General features: G+C 72.4%; 24 protein-coding genes. 13 read left to right on the top strand and 11 right to left on the bottom strand.

What is annotated here, in order from left to right; translation table 11 throughout:
* The first annotated feature begins 48 nt into the window (after positions 1 to 48).
* Positions 49 to 969, top strand: a complete 921-nt coding sequence (locus tag ACTWNK_RS05710) for a hypothetical protein (RefSeq protein WP_474302463.1) — start codon at positions 49 to 51, stop codon at positions 967 to 969.
* Between the two features lie 78 nt (positions 970 to 1,047).
* The gene (locus ACTWNK_RS05705; RefSeq protein WP_474302462.1) at positions 1,048 to 1,251 is read left to right on the top strand and encodes a DUF4235 domain-containing protein; all 204 of its coding nucleotides are present in this window, start codon (positions 1,048 to 1,050) and stop codon (positions 1,249 to 1,251) included.
* Positions 1,252 to 1,290: 39 nt separating this feature from the next.
* On the opposite strand, the gene ACTWNK_RS05700 is transcribed toward ACTWNK_RS05705, so the two are convergent.
* On the bottom strand, positions 1,291 to 2,274 hold the full coding sequence (locus ACTWNK_RS05700; RefSeq protein WP_474302461.1) for a saccharopine dehydrogenase NADP-binding domain-containing protein: 984 nt from the start codon (positions 2,272 to 2,274) through the stop codon (positions 1,291 to 1,293).
* Between the two features lie 39 nt (positions 2,275 to 2,313).
* Between ACTWNK_RS05700 and ACTWNK_RS05695 the strand changes: the two genes are divergently transcribed.
* Entirely contained in the window at positions 2,314 to 2,979 is a 666-nt protein-coding gene (locus ACTWNK_RS05695; RefSeq protein ID WP_474302460.1) for a TetR/AcrR family transcriptional regulator, read from the top strand.
* On the opposite strand, the gene ACTWNK_RS05690 is transcribed toward ACTWNK_RS05695, so the two are convergent.
* A complete protein-coding gene (locus ACTWNK_RS05690; protein WP_474302459.1) occupies positions 2,944 to 3,096 on the bottom strand; it encodes a hypothetical protein in 153 nt (50 codons plus the stop codon). The genes ACTWNK_RS05695 and ACTWNK_RS05690 overlap by 36 nt on opposite strands.
* Positions 3,097 to 3,436: 340 nt before the next feature.
* Here ACTWNK_RS05690 and ACTWNK_RS05685 point away from each other — a divergent pair, with 340 nt between their 5' ends.
* On the top strand, positions 3,437 to 4,378 hold the full coding sequence (locus ACTWNK_RS05685) for an esterase/lipase family protein (RefSeq protein ID WP_474302458.1): 942 nt from the start codon (positions 3,437 to 3,439) through the stop codon (positions 4,376 to 4,378).
* Positions 4,379 to 4,392: 14 nt separating this feature from the next.
* Here ACTWNK_RS05685 and ACTWNK_RS05680 read toward each other — a convergent pair whose 3' ends face one another.
* The gene (locus ACTWNK_RS05680) at positions 4,393 to 4,932 is read right to left on the bottom strand and encodes a YciI family protein (RefSeq protein ID WP_474302457.1); all 540 of its coding nucleotides are present in this window, start codon (positions 4,930 to 4,932) and stop codon (positions 4,393 to 4,395) included.
* 68 nt (positions 4,933 to 5,000) lie between these two features.
* On the opposite strand from ACTWNK_RS05680, the gene ACTWNK_RS05675 reads away from it, so the two are divergent.
* The 3 genes from ACTWNK_RS05675 (at position 5,001) to ACTWNK_RS05665 (ending at position 8,286) form a co-directional block, all read left to right on the top strand.
* The gene (locus tag ACTWNK_RS05675) at positions 5,001 to 6,068 is read left to right on the top strand and encodes a FecCD family ABC transporter permease (RefSeq protein ID WP_474302456.1); all 1,068 of its coding nucleotides are present in this window, start codon (positions 5,001 to 5,003) and stop codon (positions 6,066 to 6,068) included.
* Positions 6,065 to 7,126: a FecCD family ABC transporter permease gene (locus ACTWNK_RS05670; RefSeq protein WP_474302455.1), complete on the top strand. Its 1,062-nt coding sequence runs from the start codon at positions 6,065 to 6,067 to the stop codon at positions 7,124 to 7,126. The genes ACTWNK_RS05675 and ACTWNK_RS05670 overlap by 4 nt, the downstream gene beginning before the upstream one ends.
* A gap of 113 nt (positions 7,127 to 7,239) precedes the next feature.
* Entirely contained in the window at positions 7,240 to 8,286 is a 1,047-nt protein-coding gene (locus ACTWNK_RS05665; protein ID WP_474302454.1) for an iron-siderophore ABC transporter substrate-binding protein, read from the top strand.
* Between the two features lie 13 nt (positions 8,287 to 8,299).
* Here ACTWNK_RS05665 and ACTWNK_RS05660 read toward each other — a convergent pair whose 3' ends face one another.
* The 3 genes from ACTWNK_RS05660 to ACTWNK_RS05650 form a co-directional block, all read right to left on the bottom strand.
* Positions 8,300 to 9,466, bottom strand: coding sequence for an acyl-CoA dehydrogenase family protein (locus ACTWNK_RS05660; RefSeq protein ID WP_474302453.1), 1,167 nt, complete (start codon positions 9,464 to 9,466; stop codon positions 8,300 to 8,302).
* 61 nt (positions 9,467 to 9,527) lie between these two features.
* On the bottom strand, positions 9,528 to 10,901 hold the full coding sequence (locus ACTWNK_RS05655; RefSeq protein WP_474302452.1) for a serine hydrolase domain-containing protein: 1,374 nt from the start codon (positions 10,899 to 10,901) through the stop codon (positions 9,528 to 9,530).
* Positions 10,902 to 11,040: 139 nt separating this feature from the next.
* Positions 11,041 to 12,189, bottom strand: coding sequence for a carbohydrate-binding protein (locus tag ACTWNK_RS05650; RefSeq protein WP_474302451.1), 1,149 nt, complete (start codon positions 12,187 to 12,189; stop codon positions 11,041 to 11,043).
* Positions 12,190 to 12,361: 172 nt separating this feature from the next.
* On the opposite strand from ACTWNK_RS05650, the gene ACTWNK_RS05645 reads away from it, so the two are divergent.
* Positions 12,362 to 13,873, top strand: a complete 1,512-nt coding sequence (locus ACTWNK_RS05645; RefSeq protein ID WP_474302450.1) for an amidohydrolase family protein — start codon at positions 12,362 to 12,364, stop codon at positions 13,871 to 13,873.
* A gap of 9 nt (positions 13,874 to 13,882) precedes the next feature.
* On the opposite strand, the gene ACTWNK_RS05640 is transcribed toward ACTWNK_RS05645, so the two are convergent.
* Positions 13,883 to 14,575 (bottom strand): DUF4386 domain-containing protein, encoded by a 693-nt coding sequence (locus tag ACTWNK_RS05640; protein ID WP_474302449.1) that lies wholly within the window; start codon positions 14,573 to 14,575, stop codon positions 13,883 to 13,885.
* 116 nt (positions 14,576 to 14,691) lie between these two features.
* On the opposite strand from ACTWNK_RS05640, the gene ACTWNK_RS05635 reads away from it, so the two are divergent.
* Positions 14,692 to 15,369, top strand: coding sequence for a TetR/AcrR family transcriptional regulator (locus tag ACTWNK_RS05635; protein ID WP_474302448.1), 678 nt, complete (start codon positions 14,692 to 14,694; stop codon positions 15,367 to 15,369).
* Here ACTWNK_RS05635 and ACTWNK_RS05630 read toward each other — a convergent pair.
* Both ACTWNK_RS05630 and ACTWNK_RS05625 read right to left on the bottom strand, forming a co-directional pair.
* Complete coding sequence (locus ACTWNK_RS05630) at positions 15,354 to 15,746, bottom strand: hypothetical protein (protein WP_474302447.1); 393 nt, start codon at positions 15,744 to 15,746, stop codon at positions 15,354 to 15,356. The genes ACTWNK_RS05635 and ACTWNK_RS05630 overlap by 16 nt on opposite strands.
* Positions 15,743 to 15,892, bottom strand: coding sequence for a hypothetical protein (locus tag ACTWNK_RS05625; RefSeq protein ID WP_474302446.1), 150 nt, complete (start codon positions 15,890 to 15,892; stop codon positions 15,743 to 15,745). The genes ACTWNK_RS05630 and ACTWNK_RS05625 overlap by 4 nt, the downstream gene beginning before the upstream one ends.
* 9 nt (positions 15,893 to 15,901) lie before the next feature.
* On the opposite strand from ACTWNK_RS05625, the gene ACTWNK_RS05620 reads away from it, so the two are divergent.
* From ACTWNK_RS05620 to ACTWNK_RS05605, 4 genes are all read left to right on the top strand, one after another.
* Complete coding sequence (locus tag ACTWNK_RS05620) at positions 15,902 to 17,125, top strand: M20 family metallopeptidase (RefSeq protein ID WP_474302445.1); 1,224 nt, start codon at positions 15,902 to 15,904, stop codon at positions 17,123 to 17,125.
* A gap of 13 nt (positions 17,126 to 17,138) precedes the next feature.
* On the top strand, positions 17,139 to 18,026 hold the full coding sequence (locus ACTWNK_RS05615) for a GNAT family N-acetyltransferase (RefSeq protein WP_474302444.1): 888 nt from the start codon (positions 17,139 to 17,141) through the stop codon (positions 18,024 to 18,026).
* A complete protein-coding gene (gene menC / locus ACTWNK_RS05610; RefSeq protein ID WP_474302443.1) occupies positions 18,023 to 19,135 on the top strand; it encodes an o-succinylbenzoate synthase in 1,113 nt (370 codons plus the stop codon). Before ACTWNK_RS05615 ends, menC begins: the two co-directional genes overlap by 4 nt.
* Positions 19,136 to 19,220: 85 nt before the next feature.
* Positions 19,221 to 20,897: a PucR family transcriptional regulator gene (locus tag ACTWNK_RS05605; RefSeq protein WP_474302442.1), complete on the top strand. Its 1,677-nt coding sequence runs from the start codon at positions 19,221 to 19,223 to the stop codon at positions 20,895 to 20,897.
* Here ACTWNK_RS05605 and ACTWNK_RS05600 read toward each other — a convergent pair.
* Both ACTWNK_RS05600 and ACTWNK_RS05595 read right to left on the bottom strand, forming a co-directional pair.
* Positions 20,848 to 22,926, bottom strand: a complete 2,079-nt coding sequence (locus ACTWNK_RS05600; RefSeq protein WP_474302441.1) for a prolyl oligopeptidase family serine peptidase — start codon at positions 22,924 to 22,926, stop codon at positions 20,848 to 20,850. The two genes, ACTWNK_RS05605 and ACTWNK_RS05600, sit on opposite strands and share 50 nt — an antisense overlap.
* Positions 22,923 to 24,074, bottom strand: coding sequence for an erythromycin esterase family protein (locus ACTWNK_RS05595; protein WP_474302440.1), 1,152 nt, complete (start codon positions 24,072 to 24,074; stop codon positions 22,923 to 22,925). Before ACTWNK_RS05595 ends, ACTWNK_RS05600 begins: the two co-directional genes overlap by 4 nt.
* Positions 24,075 to 24,082: the final 8 nt, after the last annotated feature.

The following is a 24,082-nucleotide window of genomic DNA, read 5'->3' as shown; positions in this document are numbered from 1 at the left end:
GACTCATGCACAGCGATCATTAGGCCACTCTGTGTGATCATGGAGTATGTGAACAGAACAGTGATCTTCCTGCTGAGTGCGGCGCTCGCCGTGCCTGTCGTGCATATGCCGGTGGCCGCTTCGGCGCAGGGTGTCGTCGCGTGCTCGGTGCTGAACGGCGGGTTCGAGGAGCCGCCGGGGATCAAGGGGCACGGGTGGCTGAGCAAGACCGTGCCGGGGTGGCGTACGACCTCGCCCGACGGGTTCATCGAGATCTGGGGGCCCGGCAACACGGCGGCGGGCGTCACGGTCGCGGCCGACAGCGGGGCGCAGTTCGCGGAGATCAACGCCTACACCGCCTCCGCGCTCTACCAGGACATCGCCACCACTCCGGGCTCCACGCTGAAGTGGAGCCTGGCCCACCGGGCACGCTCGACGACGGCGGCGAAGAAGGACGTCATGCAGGTCCGCGTCAACGGGGTCGCGCAGACGCCGACGGGAGGCACCGGCGTCGACATCGCCGACGGCGGTGACAAGTGGGGGCGCTACCAGGGCACGTACACGGTGCCGGCGGGCCAGACGACGACCAGGATCGCCTTCCAGGCCATCTCGTCGGCTGCCGGGAGCCCCAGCTATGGCAACTTCCTCGACTCGGTCCAGGTGACCTGCGAGGGCCCGGCGCAACCGGCCGTGCCGCCGAGTGCGCCCGACGCGGTCCTGTCGGGGCCGGTCGGCCAGAAGCTGACGGGTACGGTCGCCGTCCCGCAGATCCCGGAGCGGGTGATCACCTACACGGTCACCGATCCGGCCAAGCTGCCTCCGGGCGTGACGATCGGCGTCGACGGCACGGTGTCGGGTGTGCCGAGCGCGACCGGGACGTTCCGGACGCCGGTCAAGGCCTGTGACGGCGAGGCCTGCGCCGAGGGCGAGGCGATCTTCGTGATCCACGACTGTCCGTTGGTGCCGGTCGAGGAGCCGACTCCTTCCTGACCCGTTCGACCTGACTAGTCCGGCTTCGTGGGGGTATGCGTGACCGTCATGAAACAGGTCATCGCGAAACCAGCACGGATGGCAGGCGGTGTACTCGGCGGTCTGGTGGCCGGGGTCGTCTTCAAGCAGGTGTGGAAGCTCGCCTCGGGCAAGCCCGAACCGCCCGAGGCTGACTCCACCCGTTACGGATGGGGCGAGGTCCTGGTCGCCGCGGCACTCCAGGGCGCGATCTTCGGCCTGGTGAAGGCCGCCATCGAACGCGCCGCCGCCCAGGACGACTGACCGGGCCGACCGACGGGGCTGACCAGCAGGGCCGCGCCGTCAGCCGAGCGTCAGCTCGAAGCCGGACTCCGCGAGTTCGGTCAGGAAGGCGACGGGATCGACCAGCTGGTCGAGGTGTCGCACGCCGGACGGCGACGACGACAGGGCGGGAACGAGCAGGGCGGCGGCACGACCGGTGGCGCGGCTCTGCTCCCTGCCCGCGAACGACGCCGTGACCTCGCCGGACGAGACCGTCACGGCGAATCCGTCCCCGCCCGCGTGCAACCGCCCCAGCCCGGCGAGCAGCAGCGCGCGCACGCCCGGCCGCCGCAGCAGCCCGGCCACCCCTGGACGGCCCGCCGCCGCCAGCAGGCGTGACAGCACCCGCGAGTCCAGGCACAACCCGGTCCGCACATCGGCCACGCCGAGCGTGCCGGGCAGCGTGTACTGGTCGGAGAACGGGAAGCGCCGCACGACCCGCGTGCCGTACGGGCCGGGAAAGCGCATCGGCCACGAGCCCCGCAGGGCGCCGAGCCCGTCCAGGGTCCAGGCGAGCGCCGCAGGGCCGTGCCGCTCCCCTGAGCCGAGCAGGACGCCGATCCGCAACGCCTGGGCCGGCGCCCTGTCCACGCAGATCCGGGCCAGCAGATTGCTCACACCGGGCACCAGGCCCACACTCAGCACCGCACTCGCCCCACGCCGCACGGCCAGGGCGTCGAGGGCGGCGACACCCTCCAGCACGGCGGGCGAGGCCGAGACGTCGACATAGTGCACGCCGCGTTCCAGGCAGGCGCGGGCGACCCGGGCATTGTCCATCTCGGTGCACATCACCACCACCGTGACGCCGTCGAGCGCACGGGCCAGGGCGGCGGGATCGGCGGCGTCCAGGCGCAGGACGGCGGCGCCGGGCACGGGACGCGCCTTCGCGGGGTCGCGCCCGGCGACGGTCACACGGATGCCGGGCCGGTCGGCGAGGGCGGCGGCGACGTGCCTGCCGACCGCGCCGTAGCCGCCGAGAACGAGGACCGAAGTTTCTATAGTCACCCTCTAAGAATGTTTTTGTAGTGCCGCTATAGTCAAGTCGTGAGCTCCCATCAGAAAGAGGACGGCCGGACCGCGCGGGCCAGGGCCACCCGGGCGCGCGTCACCGAAGCGGCCACCCGGCTGTTCACCGCGTACGGCTACACCGCGACGAGCATCGTGGCCATCGCGGCCGAGGCCGGGGTGAGCGAGCAGACCGTCTACTACGCCTTCAGCACCAAACGCGCCCTGCTGACCACGGCGCTCGACCAGGCCGTGGCCGGTGACGACCATCCCGTGCCCACCCTGCGGCGCACCTGGGCGCGCGAGGCGCTCGACGACCCCTCGCCCGAAGGGCAGCTCGCCCGCCAGGTGGACGGCGCCGCCGACATCTACCTGCGTGCGGCGCCGCTGCTCGACGTGGTCCGCAGCGCCGCCGCGACCGAGCCCGACCTGGGCGCCGTCTGGGCGGCCAATCTGGAGCAGCGCCTCACCGTGCAGCGCGTGTTCGCCGAGGCCCTGGCCGCCAAGACGCCGCTGCGCGACGGCCTGGACGCCGCGAGCGCCGCCGACATCGCCCTGGCCGTGCTGTCGCCCGAGACCTACAACCTGCTCGTCCACACCAGGGGCTGGAGCCGGGCCCGCTGGCGCGACTGGGCGGCCGACGCGCTCGCGCGCATGCTCCTGCCCGGCTCACGGCCGGGTGGCCCTGCCGATGACGCGGGGTGAGCTCGGCGTGGTGCGCCCGCCGGGCCGGAAGTCGAAACGCCTGACCTCGTCGATGGTGAACCCGGCCGAGGCGATGGCGGACACGGTGTCGCGGGCCAGATGACAGCCCGGCCGCACGCACGGCAGGCACGCGCAGCCCCGCCTCCGGCTCCACCGCCACGACCTCGTGTACGGCGGGCGGGTGGTGGGCGAAGTTGGCGCCGTGCCCGGCCCCGACCTCAAGGACGCGGCCTTCGAGCCCGGCCAGCAGCTCCCGGCGGTGGGCGAGTGCGCCGAGCGCGTCCTCGTGGTCGCCGGCACGCGGGTAGAGGCGGGCGAAACGCGGATGGCTCGCCGTCATCACGATCACCGTCCAGGGTCGGAGGCTCCACGCCCCACTGTAGAGCCGATCTTGATCATCTCCTGGGCTTGCGCGCACCGGGCACCGGAAAACGCAGCTGACGTGATGATCAACCTGGTGACCGCACTGTCACTCACCCTCTCCACGCCCGCGCAGCCCGCCCCGCGCGACCCCAGCGACGACGTCTCCGTGCTCGACGTGCTCACCAGCGGGGTGGCGGGGGTGCTGAGCCTCGACGCCCTGCCTCCCGGCGTCAACGACTACGGCTGCAGGTCGAAGACGCATCCCAGGCCGGTCGTCCTGATCCACGGCACGTTCGTCAACGCGCCGATCACCTGGGGACCGCTGTCGAAGCAGCTGATGAAACGCGGGCACTGCGTCTTCGCCCTCACCTACGGCCTCGACGGCGCCTCGCTGGTCGCCCCGCTGCCCACCCAGGGCGGTATGGCCGATCTGGAGTCCAACGCCCGCGAGGTCGGCGCCTTCATCGACGGCGTGCTCAAGCGGACCGGCGCCGAGCAGGTCGACCTGGTCGGCCACTCCCAGGGCGGCATGCTGCCGCGCTACTGGATCAACTTCCTCGGCGGCGACGGCAAGGTGAAGAGGTACGTGTCGCTGGCCGGCACCTACCACGGCACCACCGCGTCCGGCCTGCACGCCGTCAAGGTCCTGCTCGGTCCGCTCGGTCTGGCCGACCTGGTCACCGGCCTCGTCGGCGGGGTGGCCGGTCGTCAGCAACTGGTGGGGTCGCCGTTCATGACCAAGCTGAACGCCAGTCCCGAAAGCCGTCCCGGCATCGACTACACCGTCATCGCCACCAGGTACGACGCGATCAGCACGCCGTACCACAAGGCGTTCATCGCGCCGGTCGCGGGGGCGACGGTGAAGAACATCACGCTGCAGGACGGCTGTCCGAGCGACACGTCCGGACATGCGATGCTGCCGTTCGATCCGCGTGTGCTGCACTTCGTGAAGGCGGCGCTCGACCCGGCGTGGGCCGACACGCCCGCCGGGCGCGACGTCCCGTGCGGGTTCGGGCTGCCGTTGCGCCGGGGCTGATCAACCGTCGGGGGCTATCGCCTGCCGCCGAAGCACCACGGGTGCGCCTCGGTGCGGGCCTCGCCTCCGATGGCCAGCAGCGCCTTGGCCTCCTGCTCACCGGGGGCCTCGACGGTGGCCGCCCAGCCGAGCCGCGTCTCACCGTCGAGTGCGAGCAGCTCGCCGAAGACGATCATGTGCTCGGACGTGACGGGCGCGGCCCCCGAGGCGTCCCAGGTGATCACCAGATATCGGTCGTATCCGTCGACCGCTGCGGTGAAGTCCCACATCGTGCGGCCGAGCACATTGCGGAAGCGGTAGATCTCGACCGAGGTGAACACGCCGCCGCGATAGTACGGCTCCTCGAAGGCGAACGTCCGGGCGGCCTCGTCGCCGGGCAGGTCGACGATGTGCACGCTGCCGGTGGAGGCGTCGTCGCCGTGCCCGGTCAGCGTGGGGCCCCGGGCGATCAGCTCGTCGGTGTAGACGTCGAGGAACGACCAATGCTCGGGCGTCAGGCTCGCCTTGAGGTCGGCGCTGCCGGGGCGGTCGCGGCCGTACACGAGATATTCCACGGTCGCCCAGCTTAGGCCCGGTCGCGGCCGTGCGCTGCCCGGCGGAGCAAAGGGATAACGTACGTCGAATGACTACGACTGTCGGGAAACGTCCCACATCGGGCGTCGCACCCGCCCGGCGGCGGCGGGTCGTGGGCCTGGGCGTGCTCGCGGCGGCACTCCTGGTCGCGTGCGCGTTGTCGCTGGCCGTCGGCGCGCGTGCGCTGAGCCCGGCCGAGGTGTGGCACGGCCTGTTCGGCACGCAGGAGGCCGGGGTCGTGCTCGACCAGCGCCTCAGCGAGATCTCCCTCATCGTGCGGACCGTGCGCGTGCCGAGGACCGTGCTCGCGATCGTGGCGGGAGTCGCGCTCGGGGTGAGCGGGGCGCTCATCCAGGGCTACACGCGCAATCCGATCGCCGACACCGGGCTGCTCGGCGTTAACTCGGGCGCCTCGTTCGCCGTGGTCACGGTGATCATGCTGTTCGGTCTCGTCCAGCCGTACCAGTACGTCTGGTTCGCCTTTCTCGGGGCCGCGGCGGCGGGGGTCGTGGTGTTCGGGCTGGCGAGCATCGGCAAGGGGGCGGGCAATCCGCTGACGCTGGCACTGGCCGGGCAGGGGGTGGCGGTGTTCCTCATGGCGATGACCACGGCCGTCGCGCTGTCGGACAAGGCCTCGCTCAACGCGCTGCGGTTCTGGCACGCCGGGTCGGTGGCCGGTGCCGGGTTCGACGTCATCTGGCCGGTGAGCGCGTTCATCGGGCTCGGGCTGGTCCTGGCGCTGACCACACTGCCTTCGATCAACCTGCTCAACCTGGGTGACGACGTGGCCAGGGGCATGGGCGTGCAGGTCGCCCGGACCAGGGTGGTGGGGATCGTCGCCATCACCCTGCTGGCCGGTGCGGCGACCGCCGCCTGCGGGCCGATCGCCTTCCTCGGGCTCATGGTGGCCCATCTGGCCAGGCGGGTGACCGGGCCCGACTACCGCTGGCTGGTGCCGTGCGCCGGGCTGCTCGGCGCGCTCATCCTGCTGACCTGCGACATCGTGGGACGTGTGGTGACCAGGCCGGGCGAGTTGCAGGCCGGTGTCGTCGTCGCCCTCGTCGGCGCTCCCTTCTTCGCGGCGCTGGTCTGGCGCGGAAAGTTCAAGACGGTATGAACGAGACGACGACGAAGCGCCCCGCCGTACGGCTCGGCGGGGTGTCGTTCCTGTGGCGGGCCTGGCCGTTCGTGGTCACGGTGGTCCTGGCGGCGGCCGTCTTCCTGGTGTTCTGCGTGTCGATCGGCGTCGGGGACTTCCCGATCGGCCTGCCGCAGGTGATCGCGACGCTGTTCGGGCAGGGCGAGCGGGTCGACGAGTTCGTGATCATGGATTTGCGGATGCCGCGCGCCCTGGCGGGTCTCGTGGTGGGGGTCGCGCTGGGGGTGTCGGGCGCGCTCACCCAGTCCATCGCCCGTAATCCGCTGGCCAGTCCGGACATCCTGGGTATCACCGGCGGTGCGAGTGCGGTCGCGGTGTTCCTGGTGACGGTGTCGGGCGGGACCGCCGCCGCGATCGTCGACTCCGTCGGGCTGTCGGCGGCGGCGCTCGCCGGTGGTCTCGGGACCGGGCTGCTGGTGTACTTCCTGGCCTGGCGGCGTGGCATCAACGGGCTGCGGCTCATCCTCATCGGCATCTCGGTGAGCGCCGTGACCGAGGCGATCACCGCCTGGCTGCTGGTCACGGCCGACATCAGGGACGTGGCCAGGGCTCAGGCGTGGCTGGTCGGCTCGCTGGACAACCGCACGTGGGGCGAGGTCTGGGTGGCGTTGTGGGGCGCGCTGGCCCTGCTGGTCGTCGTGTCGTGCGTCGCCTTCCAGCTCAGGCCGCTGCACTTCGGCGACGACGTCGCGACCGGCCTCGGGGTGCGGCACTCGGCGGTGCGGGCGGTGCTGCTGCTGTGCGCGGTGCTGCTGGCCGGGGTGGCCGTGAGCGCGGCCGGCCCGGTGCCGTTCGTCGCCCTGGTCGCACCACAGGCCGCGCTGCGACTCCTGCGCCGCCCCACGCCTCCACTGGTGGCCTCCGGGCTGGTCGGGGCGCTGCTGCTGATCGCCTCCGACCTGGTCGCGCGTACGGCGTTGCCGATCAGCCTGCCGGTCGGCGTGGTGACGGCGGCGATCGGCGGGCCGTTCCTGGTGTACCTGCTGGTGCGGGCCAATCTGCGGCGCGACAGGTGAGGCAACAGTCACACCTGGCGGACCAAGGTTAGGCTCACCTAATCAACCCATGTTACGGTCTTCCTGCTTTTGGTCAGATTTGTAGCGCATTGCACTAAAGCTAGGGATTCCGGATGTTCCTCCACCGCACCACCGGCCTGACGTCCCTGCGGCGTGCCGCAGTGGCCCTGTCCGCCGCCCTGCTCCTCGCGGGCTGCGGCTCCACCTCGGCCGAGAAGCCGGCCGCCGAGGCCGCCGCCCCGTCGGCCGCAGCGGGAGGCGCGTTCCCCGTCACGGTGGAGCACGCGTTCGGAAGCACGCAGATCACCCAGGCGCCCCAGCGGGTCGTCTCGGTCGGCTACACCGACGACCAGGCCGTCCTGGCGTTCGGCATCAAGCCGGTCGGCATGGTCGACCAGTACCCGAACCCGCCGGGCAAGACGCCCGACATCAACACGCAGTGGCCGTGGGTGAAGGACAAGTGGGGCGAGACCCGTCCCGAGGTCATCATGAACAACGGCGACGCCGGGCCCAACTACGAGAAGATCGCCTCGCTCAGGCCCGACCTGATCATCGCCGTCTACTCCGAGATCGACCAGGCCGCCTACGACAAGCTCTCCAAGATCGCCCCGACGGTCGGCCGTACCAAGACCGAGAAGGAGCCGTTCAGCGCTCCGTGGCAGGACAACGCCGTGCACATCGCCAAGGCGCTCGGCAAGGCCGACGAGGGCGCCAAGATGGTGGCCGACATCCAGGGCAAGCTCGACGCCGCACGCGCGGCGCACCCGGAGTTCGCCGAGCGCACGGCCGTCGCGGTGTCCTGGTACAAGGACTCGGTCGCGCCCTTCACCACGACCGACGTACGCGGGCGCATGGTGACCGGCATCGGCTTCAAGGGCACGACGGAGATCGACAAGATCGCGGAAGGCAGCTTCTACACCGTGCTGTCCCCCGAGCGCATCGACCTGATCGACGTCGACCACATCTTCGTCATCGCCGACCAGGCCGACCAGGACGCGCTGAAGAACTTCAAGCTGTTCGCCAACCTGCCCGCGGTCAAGAACGGCAAGGTCTCCTACCTGCTCGACAGTGAGGGCCCGGCCGTCGGCGCCGCCATGTCGCAGGGCACGCTGCTGTCGCTGCCCTACGCGATCGACGAGCTCGTCAAGTCGGCCGGGTAACAGCGGGCGGCGCTCACACGAGAGGGGTGAGGTCCTGCTCGACGCCGAGCAGGGCCTTGCCGTACAGCTCGTAGCCGACGGCGGGCTGCAGGATCGCGTGCCTGGCGGCGATGCCCGCGTCGCGCCAGATGCGTTGCAGCGGGCTGGCGTCGGCGAAACCACCGGCGCCGTGTGCCGTCATCAGCAGGTCGATCGCCTTCAGCACGCTCTCCGTCGCGCAGGCCAGATCGGCGCGTACCCGGGCGCGGGCGAAGGCGTCCGGCTGCAGGCCCGAGGCCGCGGCGCCGTCGACGGTCTCGACCGCGCGGCGGGCGTGCAGTTCGGCGGTGTCGAGGGTGATCGCCGCCTCGGCCACCCTGAGCTGGAAGGCCACCGAGTCGCGCTGCGTCTGCACCAGTGTGAAGGTGACCGGCTTGCTCGCCGCCTTCGCCGTCACCAGCTTCAGCGCCGCACGGCCCAGGCCGATGAGCGGCGCCACCAGCAGGGTGGCGACGAAGGGCACGGGCGAAGACCGGTAGGCCGCCTCGTCGCCCTGCCAGGCCGGATGCTCACCGACGATCGCCGCCATCAGCGACAGCGTGCGGTGGTCGGGCACGAAGACGTCGTCGGCGACCACGCAGTCGCTGCCCGTCGCCCGCATCCCCGCCACCAGCCACGTGCGGTCGATCGTGTACTCCCCCGACGGCAGCAGGGCCAGCATCTGGTCGACGACCTGTCCCTCGGCGTCCAGCACGGGCAGCCCCGCGAGCGCCCAGTCGGCGTGCCAGATCCCCGAGGCGTAGGGCCAGCGCCCGGTGACCCGGAACCCGCCCTCGACCCGGACGGCCTGGCAGGTCGGCGTCAGCACCCCCGCGATCACCGCGGGCTCGCCCGTCCCGAACACCTCCTCCTGCGCGCGCTCCGGGAAGTGCGCGGCCAGCCAGGCGCACGAGTTGCACAGCGCCACCACCCACGCCGCGCTGCCGTCCCCCTCCCCGAGCTCGGCGCAGGCGTCGAACAGGGTACGCAGATCGGCCTGCTCGCCGCCGTACCGCCTCGGCGTGAGGAGCTGGAACAGCCCCGCCTCCGTGAGCGCCGTGACCGATTCGCCGGGCAGTCTCCCCTCCCTGTCGCCCTGCTCGGCGTTCCTCGCCAGCAGTGAGACGATCGCCCTCGCCCTGGCCTGCGGCTCGTCGCCCATGGGGTTTCCTCTCGTCGGTGTGGTCGGAGTTTCACACGGGCGGCGGGGTGCGAACACTCACTCAGGGGTGAACCTTCACGAACAGACGGCCACCGAGATCGGCGCCGACGATCCGGCCGTCCTCACGGGTGAAGAAGCCGCGCTGCCCCTGCAGTCCGCCCTCGACGACGATGTACTCGTCGGCGTCGCCGGGCAGCAGGCCCATCGCGGCGGGCTCGTAGTCCGGGGGCAGCTCGGCGTCGGAAGCGGCCCTGACCTCGGGCTTGATCCTGGCCGCCAGCGTCAGCCCGCCGTCGTCCACGGCGACGACGAGCGTCATGGCGTCGATGTCGTAGACGCCCGCGACCTCGTCGGCCCTGGCCGCGTCGAAGGGCAGCGGCTCGGGGTCGCGCTCGACGACTCCCAGGTAGGTCTCCAGCGCCCAGCGCACGACCGCCTGGTTGGCGGGCGTGCCGTCGGGACCGGCGTTGCACATCACGACGACGGCGAAGTCGCGGTCCGGCACGACGAGCAGCTCGGCGAACTGGCCGTTGGCCGAGCCGCCGTGCCCGAACGCCGGCAAGCCGTCCACCTCGCGCAGGAACCAGCCGATGCCCAGTCCCTGGCCGAGCGAGCTGCCCGGCAGTGCGACCGTCTGGCGCCGCATGCCGTACAGGGTCTCGGGGGTGAGCACCCGCGCGCCGCTCTCGGACCTGCCGTCGCCCAGGTGGAAGCGCGCCCAGCGCAGCTGCTCGCGCGCCGACGACACCAGGCCGCCGCCCGGGTTGTTGGCCCGGTAGGGGCGCCACGGCCTGGCCACGGCCATGACCCCGTCGGCGTCCGGGTTGTGGCCGACCGCGAAGCTCCTGGTCATGACGTCGTCGGCAGCGTAGAAGCTGCCGGTCAGTCCCAGCGGTCCGAGGACCAGGGAGGACACCGCCTGCTCGTACGTCAGGCCGGTGACGTTCTCCAGGATGCGGCCGGCGAGGTTGTAGCCGGCCTGGCTGTAGGAGGCACGGGCGCCGACCGCGCCGATCTGCTCAAGGCGGGCCATCCTCGCGACGAACGCCGCCAGCGCCCCGTCGCCCTCGCCGGTGTCGACGACGAGGTTCCAGTCGAGGCCCGCCGTGTGGTTGAGCAGGTTCAGCACGGTGATCTCCGCCGCCGCCCGCTCGTCGGCCAGCACCAGCTCGGGCACGTAGGCGCGCACCGGCGCGTCCAGGGCGACCCGGCCCTCCTCCACCAGGCGCATCAACGCCGTGGCCGTGTAGGTCTTGGTGACCGAGCCCAGCTGGAACAGCGTGTCGGCGCCGACGGGCACCGGGTGCTCGACACTCGTCACACCGTAGGAGCCGAACACCTCGCGCCCTCCGGCCCACACCCCCACGGCCATCCCCGGGATGCCCGCCCGCACCGCCACCGTCCGCACGAACTCGGCCAGCGCCCGCTCCGTCATACCGATCTCCTTCTCATCGTCGTTCCGACCTGAGAAGCACGATGCCGATCGCCGCGCACACGGCACTGTCACGCCGCTGACACGCGGGGCTGCCTCGTGCGCTGCGGACACGAGGCAGCCGCGTTCCACCTCCGCCGCGCTACCAGAGCGTCCACAGGCTGGGCACCCTGGGCGGCTCCCAGCCGGACATCGAGGTGTGGGTGTAGGTGCAGCGGTAGACCACGCCGTTGTAGGAGGCGAGGTCGCCGTTGAAGTAGACGTAGCCGGCACGCCAGACGGGGATGACGCGCGGCCGTACCGTCAGGGTGAGGACGGCGGTGCGGGTCACACTGCCGGTGAAGGCCAGCGTGATGGGGTACACACCCGCCTGGGTCTTGGGTGCGGTGACGACGCCGACGACGACGTAGCCGTCGCTGTCGGCCGGGCTCGGCCAGCCCGTGACGGTGGCCCCGGGGGGCGCGCCGGTGGCCGAGAGCGTCACGCGCTGCCTGCGGCCCTGGGTGATCTGCAGCATGGCCGTCGTGCTCGCGCCCTGGCCCGGGTCGACGGTCGCGACGGCGGGCAGCAGCCGGACGGAGAAGTCGTCGGGACGCCCGTCGCGCACGGTCAGCCGCAGGACGGCGGCGCGTTTGACCACTCCGGTCGCGTACACGATGACGTTGTAGGAGCCGAACGGCAGCGCGGTCGGTGAGAGGGTGACGGCGACGGTGCCGCCAGCGGTGATGGTCGAGGGGCTGAAGGTGACGCCGATGCCCGCGTGTCCGGCCACGGCCGACAGCGTGACGCTCTGCGGGTCGCCCGTGCCGGCCGTGCTGGTCAGGGTGACCACGCCGGACTCGCCCCGGTTGACGACGGGCGCGGGGTCGCTCAGCGTGACGCCGAACGCGGTCTCCGGCTGGGGCGTGGTCACGGTCAGGGTGAAGGTGACCGAGTGGCTGATACCGGCCCGCGCGTCGATGCTGATCGGGTGGGTGCCGACGGGTGTCGTCGGAGAGGTGATGATCGCGACGGCGGAGCTGCCGCCGCTGTAGGTGTACTCGGGGGCGAAGACGACCCTCACCCCGGCGGGCAGACCGCTCGCCGACAGGGCGATCGACGTGCCTCCGGTGATGACGGTACTGGTGAACGTGGTGCTCGCCACGCCGCCCGCGTCGGTCGTGCCCGACGTCTCGGTCAGTGCGACGGTGTAGTCGGGCTCGGGAGGGACGGCGACGGCCGGGGAGGTGAGCCCCGCGACCAGCGCCGTCGCCAGGACCACCGCGAACAGGCAGGCCAGACGTCTCACCACACGCACCTCCTTTCCTTTTCGCTTGGCTTTCGCCTCCTTCACGCTGACACCGGTCATTCGTCATGAAAAGCAGCGAAATGTGCATACCGAACTGCTATGCCCGGCCTCTTGACGGGACTCGTGATCGCGCCGACCGTGACGTCAGGTACCACCGTGATCCCGTGAGGTAGCCGTGAACGCGTTCCACCGCAGACAAGTGCTCGCCTGGCTGGCGGGAGGGGCGTTCGGGGCGGTGTGGCCGGGTGCGGCGGCATCGGCCGGACGTCCGGAGGTCACCGTGCTCACCGGCGCCACACTGATCGACGGCACCGGCGCCAGGCCCGTGCGCGACGCCGTCGTCGTCCTCGCGGGCGACCGGATCCTCGCCGTCGGACGCGGCCGCGGCCAGGCCGTACCCGCCGGGGTGCGGGTGGTGGACCTGGCCGGAAAGCACCTCATCCCCGGCCTGTGGGACATGCACGTGCACAACGGCACGCTGACCAGCACCTTCCCGCCCCTGCACGTGGTGCACGGCGTCACCGGCGTCAGGGAGATGGCGGGCACACCACAGACGCACGAGGTACGGCGGCGCATCGAACGCGGCGACCTGCTCGGCCCCCGGATGGTGATCGCGAGCAACCTCATCGACGGACCGCCGGGCGCATGGCCGGGCAGCGACGTCGTCAGCACCGAGGCCGAGGCTCGTGCCGCGGTGCGCAAGGCCAGGCGGGAGCGCTCGGACTTCGCCAAGGTCTACTCCTACCTCTCGCCCGAGGCCTACGCCCACGTCGCCGACGAGGCCAGACGGCTGCGGCTGCCCTTCGCCGGGCACGTGCCCGCCCGGGTGCCCGTCGACGACGCCGTCAGGCTGGGCCAGCACACGATCGAGCACCTGTACGGCATGTCCCTGTCGACGTCGTCCAGGGCACGCGAGCTGTATGCCGAACTCGCCGCCATGCCGGACGATCCCGCGCATCCGGACTGGTGGGGCCGTCAGTGGTGGCGCCTCGAACGCGACGCGGCGGCGAGCCACAGCCCGCGCAGGGCCGCCGGGCTGTACGCCTCGATGGCCGGGCGCGGCGTGTGGCAGTCGCCCACGCTGGTGACCGTGCAGCGTTTCCGGCGCACGGCCGAGGACATACTCGGCGACGCCGATCTGCAGGCGCCGCTGAGGTACATGCCGCCGTCGGTGCGTCAGTGGTGGCGCGACGAACTCCTGTACTACCGCCAGCCGATGACCCCGGAAGAGCTGGCGAAGTGGCAGGCCTACTTCGAGGCGCAACTGCGCCTGGTCGGGGCGATGGCGGAGGCCGGGGTCGGCATCGTGGCCGGGACCGATGCCGGGGGCGCGTTCGTCTATCCGGGCCTCGACCTGCACACCGAGCTGGGCCTGCTGGTCCGGGCGGGCCTGTCGCCGATGCGGGCGCTGCGCGCCGCCACCCGTGACGCCGCGCGGTGCGCCGGGCTCGGCGAGGTGTCGGGCACGGTGACGCCTGGCAGGTATGCCGACCTGGTCGTGCTGGACGCCGATCCGCTGACCGACATCGGCAACACGCGCCGCGTGCACGCGGTCGTCACGCGGGGCCGCTATCTCGCTCCCGCCGACCGCGCCCGCATCCTGTCGCAGGTCGAGGCCGCCGCGAACGAGGAGCCGCCGGGCGCCGCCGCCCGTCCGGCCTCGGCGTGCGGGTGCCACGGCAGGTGAGGCGCGTCCTCAGGCGCGTACCCCCTTGATCAGCAGCCACAACATCAGGCCGACCTCGGCGACGATCATGAGTGCGGTCAGCATGCCGTTCACCAGCACACCGGGCTCGGCGAAGAACCCGCCCAGGTTCCCCACGACATAGGCAACGCCACCGGCGACGCTGAGCGCGCCGAGCGCCTTCGGCACGTAGCCCGAGCGGTACAGCAGCACGCCGAGCAGCACGACGTGCACCCCGAACACCACCAGCGCGAACCTGAACCCGACCCCGAACGCCTCCACCGCCTCCAGCGCCGCGACCGCACGCCGCCCGTCGCCGAGCGCACCTCCGGCCACCAGCGCCCTGGCCTCGAACAGATGCGACACCGCCACCGCCAGCAGCCCGGCGAAGACGAGCCTGAAGGCAGCGGCCAGCGGCGAGAGCACCGGCCCCGCCGCCCGCAGCAGCAGATGGAGCACGACCGCGACGGCGGTGTCGGCGAGCACGAGCCCGACCCCGGCCACCATCGTGAGCCCGAACAGCGGCCCGGCGTCGAGCACCCGCCGCACGGTGGCCCCGGCGTCCCCCTGCGCGAGCACCGACTCCACGACCGTCGGCACCACCATCCCGAGTACGGCGAGCACCAGATAGAGCAGGCCCGCCGCCCGGGCCAGCCGGACGGCCGAGCGCGGTGCGGACCTGGCGGGGACGGTTGAGGTGACCATGAGATGCTCCCTTACGGCGTAAGTGTGCCTTACGGCGTAAGATAGGCTTACGTGGTAAGGTTGTCAATGCCGCGGCACCCGCCTCACGGCCAGCCGCGAGGAGAAGAGGACGTTCGATGGCCGCCAAGACCGGGCCACGCGAGCCGCTCAGCAAGGAGCGCGTGCTGGGCGTCGCCCTCCGCCTGGCCGACGAGCAGGGCCTGCAGGCGCTCACCATGCGCAAGGTCGCCGACCTGCTCGGCGTCGAGGCCATGTCGCTCTACCATCACGTCGCAGGCAAGGAGGAGATCCTCGACGGCCTGGTCGACCTGGTCTTCGCCGAGATCGACCTGCCTCAGGGCGAGGACGGCTGGCACCCGGCCATGCGCCGCAGGGCGTTCTCGGCCCGCGACGCGCTCACCCGGCACCCCTGGTCGCTCGGCGTCATGCAGTCACGCGCCACGCCGGGCCCCGCGACCATGCGCCACCACGACGCCATGCTCGGCGTCCTGCGCGGGGCCGGGTTCCCGCTGCCGCTGGCCGCCCATGCGGTGTCGGTGCTCGACAGCTATGTCTACGGCTTCGCCCTGCAGGCCACCAGCCTGCCGTTCGACACGACCGAGAGCCTCGAAGGCGTGGCCGACGGCATGCTGGCCGAGATGGCGCCCGACGCCTATCCGCACCTCACCGAGATGATCGTGGAGCACGCGCTCAAGCCCGGCTACTCCTACGCCGACGAGTTCGGCTACGGCCTCGACCTGGTCCTCGACGGCCTGGCCCGCGACCTGGCCGCCTCGGGCTACTCGACCGGCTGAGCGGCGCTCTCCAGCGTGCCCGACTCCACGGGCGGCGGAGACACGACATAGACCTTCCTGCCGACCTGGAACGACAGTCCGGCCCGCAGGTAGGTCTCGGCGTTGCGGCCGTCGCTCCGCCAGCAGGCGATGAACAGGGCGACGGCCAGCGAAGTGAAGATCGCCAGACACCACACGCCCAGCCAGAGCCAGCCCGGCAGCCGCTCGTACAGGAGCGGGTCGCCACTCGTGGCCCACCAGCGCATCGCGGCGGTGAACAGGCCGGTGATCACCACGTACTGCAGCACGACGTAGAGCAGGCGCATCCGCGCGCCGCGGCGCGCCTTGGCGATCGTCTGCGCCAAGTGCTGTTCGTAGTCCTGTCGCCCAGCGGTCATGAGCAAAGAATGCTGGCATCGGGACACGAATAGATCTCTTTTTCGGGCGCTTCGTCCGACTTGTAACCCGGCTTCGTCGCCGTGCCCCAATCGGCGGCCACACCCTTGGCCGAAGCGACAGGCCCCCCTGCCACGTGCTTGTCCATGCTGGAACGGTGCATCCATCCGACACCGCGACCACGAGACACGACCGCACGACAACCTCCCTTCCGAAGCCCGACGAACAGCTGATGCTGGCCGACATCGAGCGGCTCGTCCGCTGCGAGTCCCCGTCGGACGACCTGGCCGCCGTCGCCCGCAGCGCCGAGGTGGTCGCCGAGGTCGGCGCCGCCCGCATGGGGGCCGAGGCGGCGCGTGTGGTCGTCGACGGGCGTACCCATCTGCTGTGGCGGTTCGGCCGCGAGCCCAAGGTGCTGCTGCTGGGCCACCACGACACCGTCTGGCCGATCGGCTCGCTCGACAGCCATCCGTTCGAGGTACGCGACGGCGTGCTGCGCGGGCCCGGATGCTTCGACATGAAGGCCGGCCTGGTGACGGCCTTCCACGCGCTCGCGGCGCTCGACGACCTGGACGGCGTGCTCCTGCTGATCACAGGGGACGAGGAGCCCGGCTCGCCCACCTCGCGACGGCTCATCGAGGACAACGCCCGCCTGTGCCGCGCCGCGCTGGTGCTGGAGGCCGCCGGGCCAGGCGGCGCGCTGAAGACCGAGCGCAAGGGCGTCTCGCGCTACGAGGTGCTGATCCGGGGGCGTGCGGCGCATGCCGGGCTCGATCCCGAGCGCGGGGTGAATGCCGGGGTCGAGCTGGCCAGGCAGGTCACGGCCGTCGCCGGGCTCGGCGATCCCGCGCTGGGCACGACCGTCACACCGGCCAGGCTGCATGCGGGCACCACGGCCAACACCGTTCCCGGCTCGGCCGCCTTCGACGTCGACGTGCGCGTGTGGGAGGAGGCCGAGCAGGAGCGGGTGCACGCGGCGATGCTCGGGCTGAGGCCGTACCTGGAAGGGGCCGGGGTGGAGGTCAGGGGTGGGCCGAACCGGCCGCCGATGCGCGCGACGGCCTCAAGGGAGCTGTTCGAGCGGGCGTGCGGGCTCGCCGACGAGCTCGGCGTGGGGCCGCTCGCCTCCGTGGCGGTCGGCGGGGCCTCCGACGGCAACTTCACCGCGGGCGTCGGCACGCCGACCCTCGACGGCCTCGGCGCGGTCGGCGGCGGAGCGCATGCCGACGACGAGCACGTGCTGGTGGCCGAGCTGCCCGGACGTACGCGTCTGCTCGCCGCGCTCGTGGCCGATCTGCTGGCGGCCGGGGGTTGTCCGTCCGGACGAATCGGGAGCCGTCCTGCCGTTCGCGCGGACCAGCTGAGCGGATGGAACGGCTGAAACCATGACAGCCGTGACTGATCTCATCCGCGACCGCCGCACGTACGTGCCCGTCGAGACGGCATGGGCGGCAGCCGAGACGGCCGCGCGCCTGGCAGGCGTCGACATCCGCCCGCTGGACAGCGTCGCCGACCTGGAGGCCGTCCGCCGCCTGTACGAGCACATCTGGCGCACCGGCGAGAACAACCCGCCCGTGACGGCCGATCTGCTCGTCGCCATGGCCAAAGCGGGCAGCTATGTCAGCGGCGCCTTCGAACGCGGCGAGATGGTCGGCGCCTGCTTCGGCTTCTTCTCCCCTCCGGCGCGCGAGGCCCTGCACAGTCACATCGCCGGAGTGCTGGCCCGCATGCAGGGGCGCAACGTCGGGTTCGCACTGAAGCTGCACCAGCGGGCCTGGGCGATGTCGCGCGGCGTCGGCGAGGTGTGCTGGACGTTCGACCCGCTGGTCAGGCGCAACGCCTACTTCAACATCGCCAAGCTGGCCGCGGACCCCGACGAGTACCTGCCGAACTTCTACGGCCCGATGGACGACGACATCAACCGCGCCGACGACACCGACAGGGTGCTCATCCGCTGGCGGCTGGAGTCGCCGGACGCGGTGGCCGCCTGCGCTGGCACGGCCAGGCTGACCGACGCCGGGGCCGCACTGGCCCAGGGCGCGGCCGTGGCGCTGGGCGTGTCGGACTCCGGCGGGCCGATCGCCGGACGGGCGGACGCGCGCGTCGTGCTCGTCGGCGTGCCCGGTGACGTCGAGGCGATGCGCGAGCACGATCCCGCCCGCGCGGCCGAGTGGCGCACGGCGTTGCGCGACGTGCTCGGCGCACTGCTGGACGCCGGCGCCCGGGTACGCGGCTTCGACCGGGCCGGCTGGTACGTCATGGACAGACAGGAGACGCAGTGAAGCTCACCGGAGTCGAGATCCGCACCATCCGGGTGCCGCTCGTTTCCCCCTTCCGCACCTCGTTCGGCACCGAGACCGTGCGTGAGGCGCTGGTGCTGCGCGTGGTCACCGACGAGGCCGAAGGCTGGGGCGAGTGCGGTGCGGGCACGGCGCCGCTGTACTCGTCGGAGTACACGCACGCCGCGGCCGACGTGCTGAGCCGCTACCTGGTCCCGGCGCTCCACGGCGCGCGGGAGGTGTCGGCGCACCGGGTCGCGCCCGCGCTGTCGGCGTTCAAGGGACACCGCATGGCCAAGGCGGCCCTGGAGACGGCCGTGCTCGACGCCGAGCTGCGGGCCGCCGGGATGTCGTTCGGCCAGGCGCTCGGGGCCGTGCGCGACCGGGTGCCGTGCGGGGTGTCGGTGGGCATCACCGGGTCGATCGGCGAACTGCTCGACACGGTCGGCGCGTACCTGGACGCCGGGTACCTGCGGATCAAGCTGAAGATCGAGCCCGGCTGGGACGTCGAGCCGGTCCGCGCCGTACGCGAACGCTTCGGCGACATCGCCCTGCAGGTCGACGCGAACACCGCCTACCGCAGGTCGGACGCCGGGCATCTGGCCGGGCTCGACCCCTACGACCTGCTCCTGCTGGAACAGCCGCTGGCCGAGGACGACCTCATCGGGCACGCCATGCTGGCCGAGCGGCTCACCACGCCGATCTGCCTGGACGAGTCGATCGTCTCGGCACGCGCCGCCGCCGACGCGATCGCGATGGGCGCGTGCCGCATCGTCAACATCAAGCCCGGCCGGGTGGGCGGCTACCTCGAAGCCAGGCGCATCCACGACGTGTGCGCCGCGCACGACGTGCCCGTGTGGTGCGGCGGCATGCTGGAGACCGGGATCGGCCGGGCCGCGAACGTGGCGCTGGCCGCACTGCCCGGCTTCACCCTGCCGGGCGACACCTCGGCGTCGGATCGCTACTACCGCACCGACCTCACCACGCCGTTCCGCCTCGACGAGGGTCATCTCGCCGTTCCCACCGGGCCGGGCCTCGGCGTCGCCCCGATCCCCGAGGTGCTGGAGGAGATGACGGTCGCCAGCGTCTGGCTGCCGTCGCGCACCCCCTGACCTGTCTGCCCCGACAAGCCGGATGGCATGATTTCGTCATGCGGAACGAACGGCGGGGCACCCGGGCTGAGCTAGCTTCGGGCGTGTGCGTGTCCACGTGACCGGCCTCCCGCGAGCCAGCCTCGCCCGTGTCCTGGAGGAACTCGGCTCCACCCTGCTCGACGTGGTCTGCGGCGACGCCGGGCAGGCGGGCGACATCGGCGGCGTCGTCATCTACGACCCGCTCGACGAGCCCGAGCTGCCCGAGGGCGCGCTGGTGCTCGGCGTCGGGCTGCACGAGCCCGACGACATCGTCAAGGTGGTGACCCAGCTCGGCGGGCACGGCGCCGCCGGGCTCGTGGTCCGCGCGCCGGTCGAGGCGGGCGACCGGCTGCTGGCCGCCTCGCGCGAGTCCGGCGTCGCGGTGCTGGCCTTCGCCAGGGGCGCGTCGTGGACGCATCTGACCGGCATGCTCAGGACGCTCACCGCCGACTCGGGCCAGGACGAGGCCGGGCCGCACACGGTGGGCCGGATCAGGTCGGGCGACCTCTTCGCCGTCGCCAACGCCATCGCCTCGCTGCTGGACGCGCCCGTCACGATCGAGGACCGCAACTCGCGCCTGCTGGCCTTCTCCAGCATGCAGGAGGAGACCGACGCCTCCCGGGTCCAGACGATCCTCGGCCGTCAGGTGCCCGGCCACTACACCCGCATCCTGGAGGAGCGCGGGGTCTTCCAGCAGATCTACCGCAGCGACAGGCCGGTCTTCGTCGCGCCGCTGCCCGAGCCCGGCGACCCTTCGCACCCGCCCGAGCTGCCGCGTGCGGCGATCGCGGTGCGCGCCGGTGACGAGATCCTCGGCACGATCTGGGTCGTCGTGCCCGAGCCGCTGAGCGAGGAGCGCGACGAGGCGCTGTACGAAGCCTCCAAGCTGGTCGCGATGCACATGGTGTGGCAGCGCGCCGACGCCGACATGGAGCGGCGGCTACGCGCCGAGCTGCTCAGCACCGCGCTGGAGAGCGGGCCCGGGTCGCTGGAGGCCGTGCGCCGCCTGGGGCTGAAGGACGAGCCCGCCGTCGTGCTGGTGCTCACCGTCGTCGGCCCGGCCGGTGAGCCGCCGCTGCCCGCGCAGCTGGCCGCCGAGCGCAAACGGCTGGCCGACGCGTTCGCCATGCACCTGTCGGCCGTGCATCCGAGGGCGGCGGCGGCGCTCATCGGCGACGTCGCCTACGGCATCCTGCCGCAGGGCGCCGAGGAGCGTGCCGTGCTCGTGGCCTCGGAGTTCCTTGCCCGTGTCGGCTCGCGGCTGCGGCCGCTGATCGGCGTGGGGCAGGCCGCCGCCGACAGCTCGGCGCTGGCCCGCTCGCGGCAGGGCGCCGAGCGTGCGCTGCGGGTGCTGCGCTCCGGGGTGGACGGGCGGCAGGTGGCCAGGCTCGACGACGTGCACGTCGAGGCGCTGCTGCTGGAGCTGGCCGACATCGTGCCGCGCGGCGACATCCCGAGCGGCTCGGTCGCCCGTGTCGTGGCCTACGACAGGGAGCACCAGAGCAGCCTGGTCGAGACGCTGAGCGCCTGGCTCGACGCGTTCGGCGACGTCGCCGTGGCCGCCGCGGCGATGTACGTGCACCCCAACACCTTCCGCTACCGGCTGCGCAGGGCGGCCGAGGTCGGCGACATCGACCTCGGCGCGCCCAACGACCGGCTCTCGGCCATGCTGCAGCTGCGCCTGATGGCGATCAGATCGGCTCCCGGGGACTGGAACGCTCCCGAAGGCCGAGCGTCCTGATCAGGAAGGCCAGCCACTCGGCGTCCTGGGCGAGCGCGACGTCGTGCGAGGTCGCCGCGCCGTGCCCCGCGTCGTCGAAGACGTGCACCAGGATCGGCGCGGGCCCGAGCTGCGCCGCCTGCAACCGCGCGGCGAACTTACGCGCGTGCCACGGCCGGCACCTCGGATCGGCCGCCCCCGCCTGCAGATAGACCGAGGGAAAGCGCCCCGGCCGCACCAGCTGGTACGGCGAGCGCCCCAGCAGCCTGCGCACCTGCTCCGGGTCGTCCGGGTCCGCCCACGCCTTGCGGATGACGAAGTCCAGATAGGGATCGCGGGTCCCGCCGATCAGGTCGAGCAGCGGCGCCCTGGGCAGCACGGCGCACCACAGGTCCGGCCTGGTGGTGACGGCCACACCGCACATCAGGCCGCCGTCGGAGCCGCCGGTCACCGCCAGCCTGCCCGGCTCGGTGCGGCCTTCGGCGATGAGGTGCTCGGCGACCGCGACCAGGTCGTCGTCGCGCACGTGCCTGCGCTCGCGGTGCGCGGCCAGGTACCAGTCCCTGCCGAACTCGCCGCCGCCCCGCAGGTACGCCTGCACCAGCACGCCGCCCGAGGCCACGAATGCCGCCAGGTCCGGCTGGTACTGCGGCAACGTCGGCACATTGGCCGCGCCGTACGCCGAGATCAGCACCGGCTCGGGCCCGCCGCCCGCTCCGGCCCGCCGTACGAGGTGGTAGGGCACCTCCACCCCGTCCGCGGCGAGCGCCGTGCCCTCCTCGACCACGGCGTCGAGCGTGATCGCCGGAGGCGACAGCGTCTCGGTCTCCGCCCAGCCTGGACGGTGACGGTACAGGCCCCACGAGCTGGTCAGGGTGGAGAAGGAGAAGACGAAGTCGTCGCAGGGCGTCCCGGCCGCCAGCGCGGTCAGGGCGAAGAACGGCGCCGCGACGGCGCCGCGACCGGGAAGCGGCACCTCGCCCACGACCGCGCCGGAGCCGTCGATGATCCGCACCCTGGCGAACGTCCGGTCGAACTCACTCAGATAGAGGTACTCCCCCACCGGCGTCAGCGACCGCAGCACCGTGTCGCCTTCGGGCACGAGCTCGGTCCACCCCGACGGCTCGCCGGGATCGGCGGCGTCGAGCGGGACGGCGACCACCCGGCCGCGTGCCGCGCCGACGTCGGTCACCGCGATGTAGCGCTCCCCGACGACATGACCGGCCAGCATGCCCTCGCACGAGGTGACGAAGGGCCGCCACGCCGATCCCGGGTCCGACAGGTCGCGCACGGCGACGGGGATCGGGCTGCCCACCCGGTGGCAGGCGACCGCCCAGCGACTGCCGGGCGCGGTCTGCACCAGCGTGTACTCGCGTGAGCCCTCGGGCACCGGGATCGGCTCCAGCGCGGTGACGGGACCGGGGCCGAGCGTGTGGCGGAAGACCGCCTGTCTGAACTCCTCCGGCGTGCCGGTCAGCGCGAGGAAGTGGAAGGCGCCGCTGTCGGGCAGCCACGACACGCCTCCGGCCCACGCGCTGTGCAGGACCTGCTCGGGCGCCCCTTCGAGGAGCTCGCCCGTGTCCACCTCGACCAGCCTGATCGTGTTGTGCTCGCTGCCGTCGACGCAGATCCCGGCCGCGAGCACCCGCCCGTCGGGCGAGGGCGCCAGCCACGACAGCACGGCCGGCCGCCCTGCCGTGCCGAACGCGGCCAGGTCGAGCACCGTCCTGCCTTCGCCGAGCGGCGTTCCGGCCACCACCACGACGGGCGCCTCGCCCTGCGCCCCTGTCACGGCGCGGAACCAGCGACCGGCCGCGTGTCTCGGCACGGCGGGACGGTAGCCGGTGTCGCAGGCGCGGATCAGCTCACGTACGGCCTGCGGGTCCTGGCCTTCGAAGGCGACCTCGGTGGCGAGCTCGGCCTGGCGTCGCTGCCACAGCCGCACCTCCTGGCTCTCCTCCTCCAGCCAGCGGTACGGGTCGGGCACGCGGACGCCCGCGACGTCCTCGAAGACCTCGACGGTACGGGCGGGCGGGTAGGCGAAGGTCACGGTGACTCCGGCTGCTCGGGGGAAGGGCCGAACTCCGCGCGCGTGCGCTCGAAGGCGCCGGGCACGCGGGTGGCCTCGCGGACGTGGACGAGGACGTCGAAGGCAGAGCGGAAGTCGTCGACGGGGTCGAGCCCACCGGCCGTCTGGGTACCGGCGACGCCCTCGAAGAGTGCGGCGGGCGCCCGCCGCAGGTCGACCGCGGCCACCGGCGGGCCGAGGCGCTGCAGCCGCGCCTCGATGCCGTCGGCCCTGAGCGTGCGCTCGGCGAGGCTCACCTCACAGTCGAAGGGACGCGGCGAGCGCTGGGCGAAGACGACCTCGGGCCCGGCCCCGTAGGTCGTCCCGATGACCAGGGCCGCGACGCCCGCCTCCTGCAGCAGGCCGCCCATCGTCGCCCTGCCGTGCAGCGCGGTGCGCCTGACATGGGCGTTGTGCGCGCTCACCACGACCCGCCGCTCCCGCTCCAGCACCCAGCGCACGGTCTCGGCCATGAACACCTCCCTCGGGTACGGCCCTTCGGCGGGCACGCCGAGCTCGGCGACGAAGGCACGCAACGACGCCGCGCACCTGCGCACGACCGGGTCGTCCTGGGCGTCGGCCCGTTCGGCCAGCCGCATGAGCCCCTCGACCAGCCGGGCACGCCCGGCCGCGCCCATCGCCTCGAACCGCACGGCGGCCTCGGTGCGCCCGCCCAGGTCGCTCAGCCGGGCCAGCTCCTCGTCACCGGGACGCGAGGGCATTCGCCGCAGGCAGGCCAGCACGGCCGGGCCCGGCGAGGTGGAGGAGCCGGGCAGGTCCATGCCGTAGAAGCCGACCCGCGACCCGCCGGCGGCGTTGCGGGCCCGCATCCAGCGCAGCTGCCTCCACATCGCCTCGCTGCGGCCGAAGCCGTAGGTGATCCCGTCGTCGGCGACCCGCTCGACCTCGCCCGGGCCGCCGCCGATCCAGGCGTCGACGGCCAGCCCTTCGGGGAAGCCCGACTCCATCACGAAGGCCGTGAAGCCGAGCTCGGTCACCAGCCTGCGCAGCAGCGTGTCCCTGAGGTCGGCGAACTGCGTGATGTTGTGCGCACCCTCGCCGAGCGCCACCACACGGGCGTCGCCGACCAGGTCGCGCAGGACCGCGGGGTCGTCGAGGTCGATGATCATCGGCACTC

The organism is Nonomuraea sp. IBHARD001, assembly GCF_056106265.1.
The sequence above is the reverse complement of the archived record's forward strand: the minus strand, read 5'-3'. Positions and strand labels throughout refer to the sequence as shown.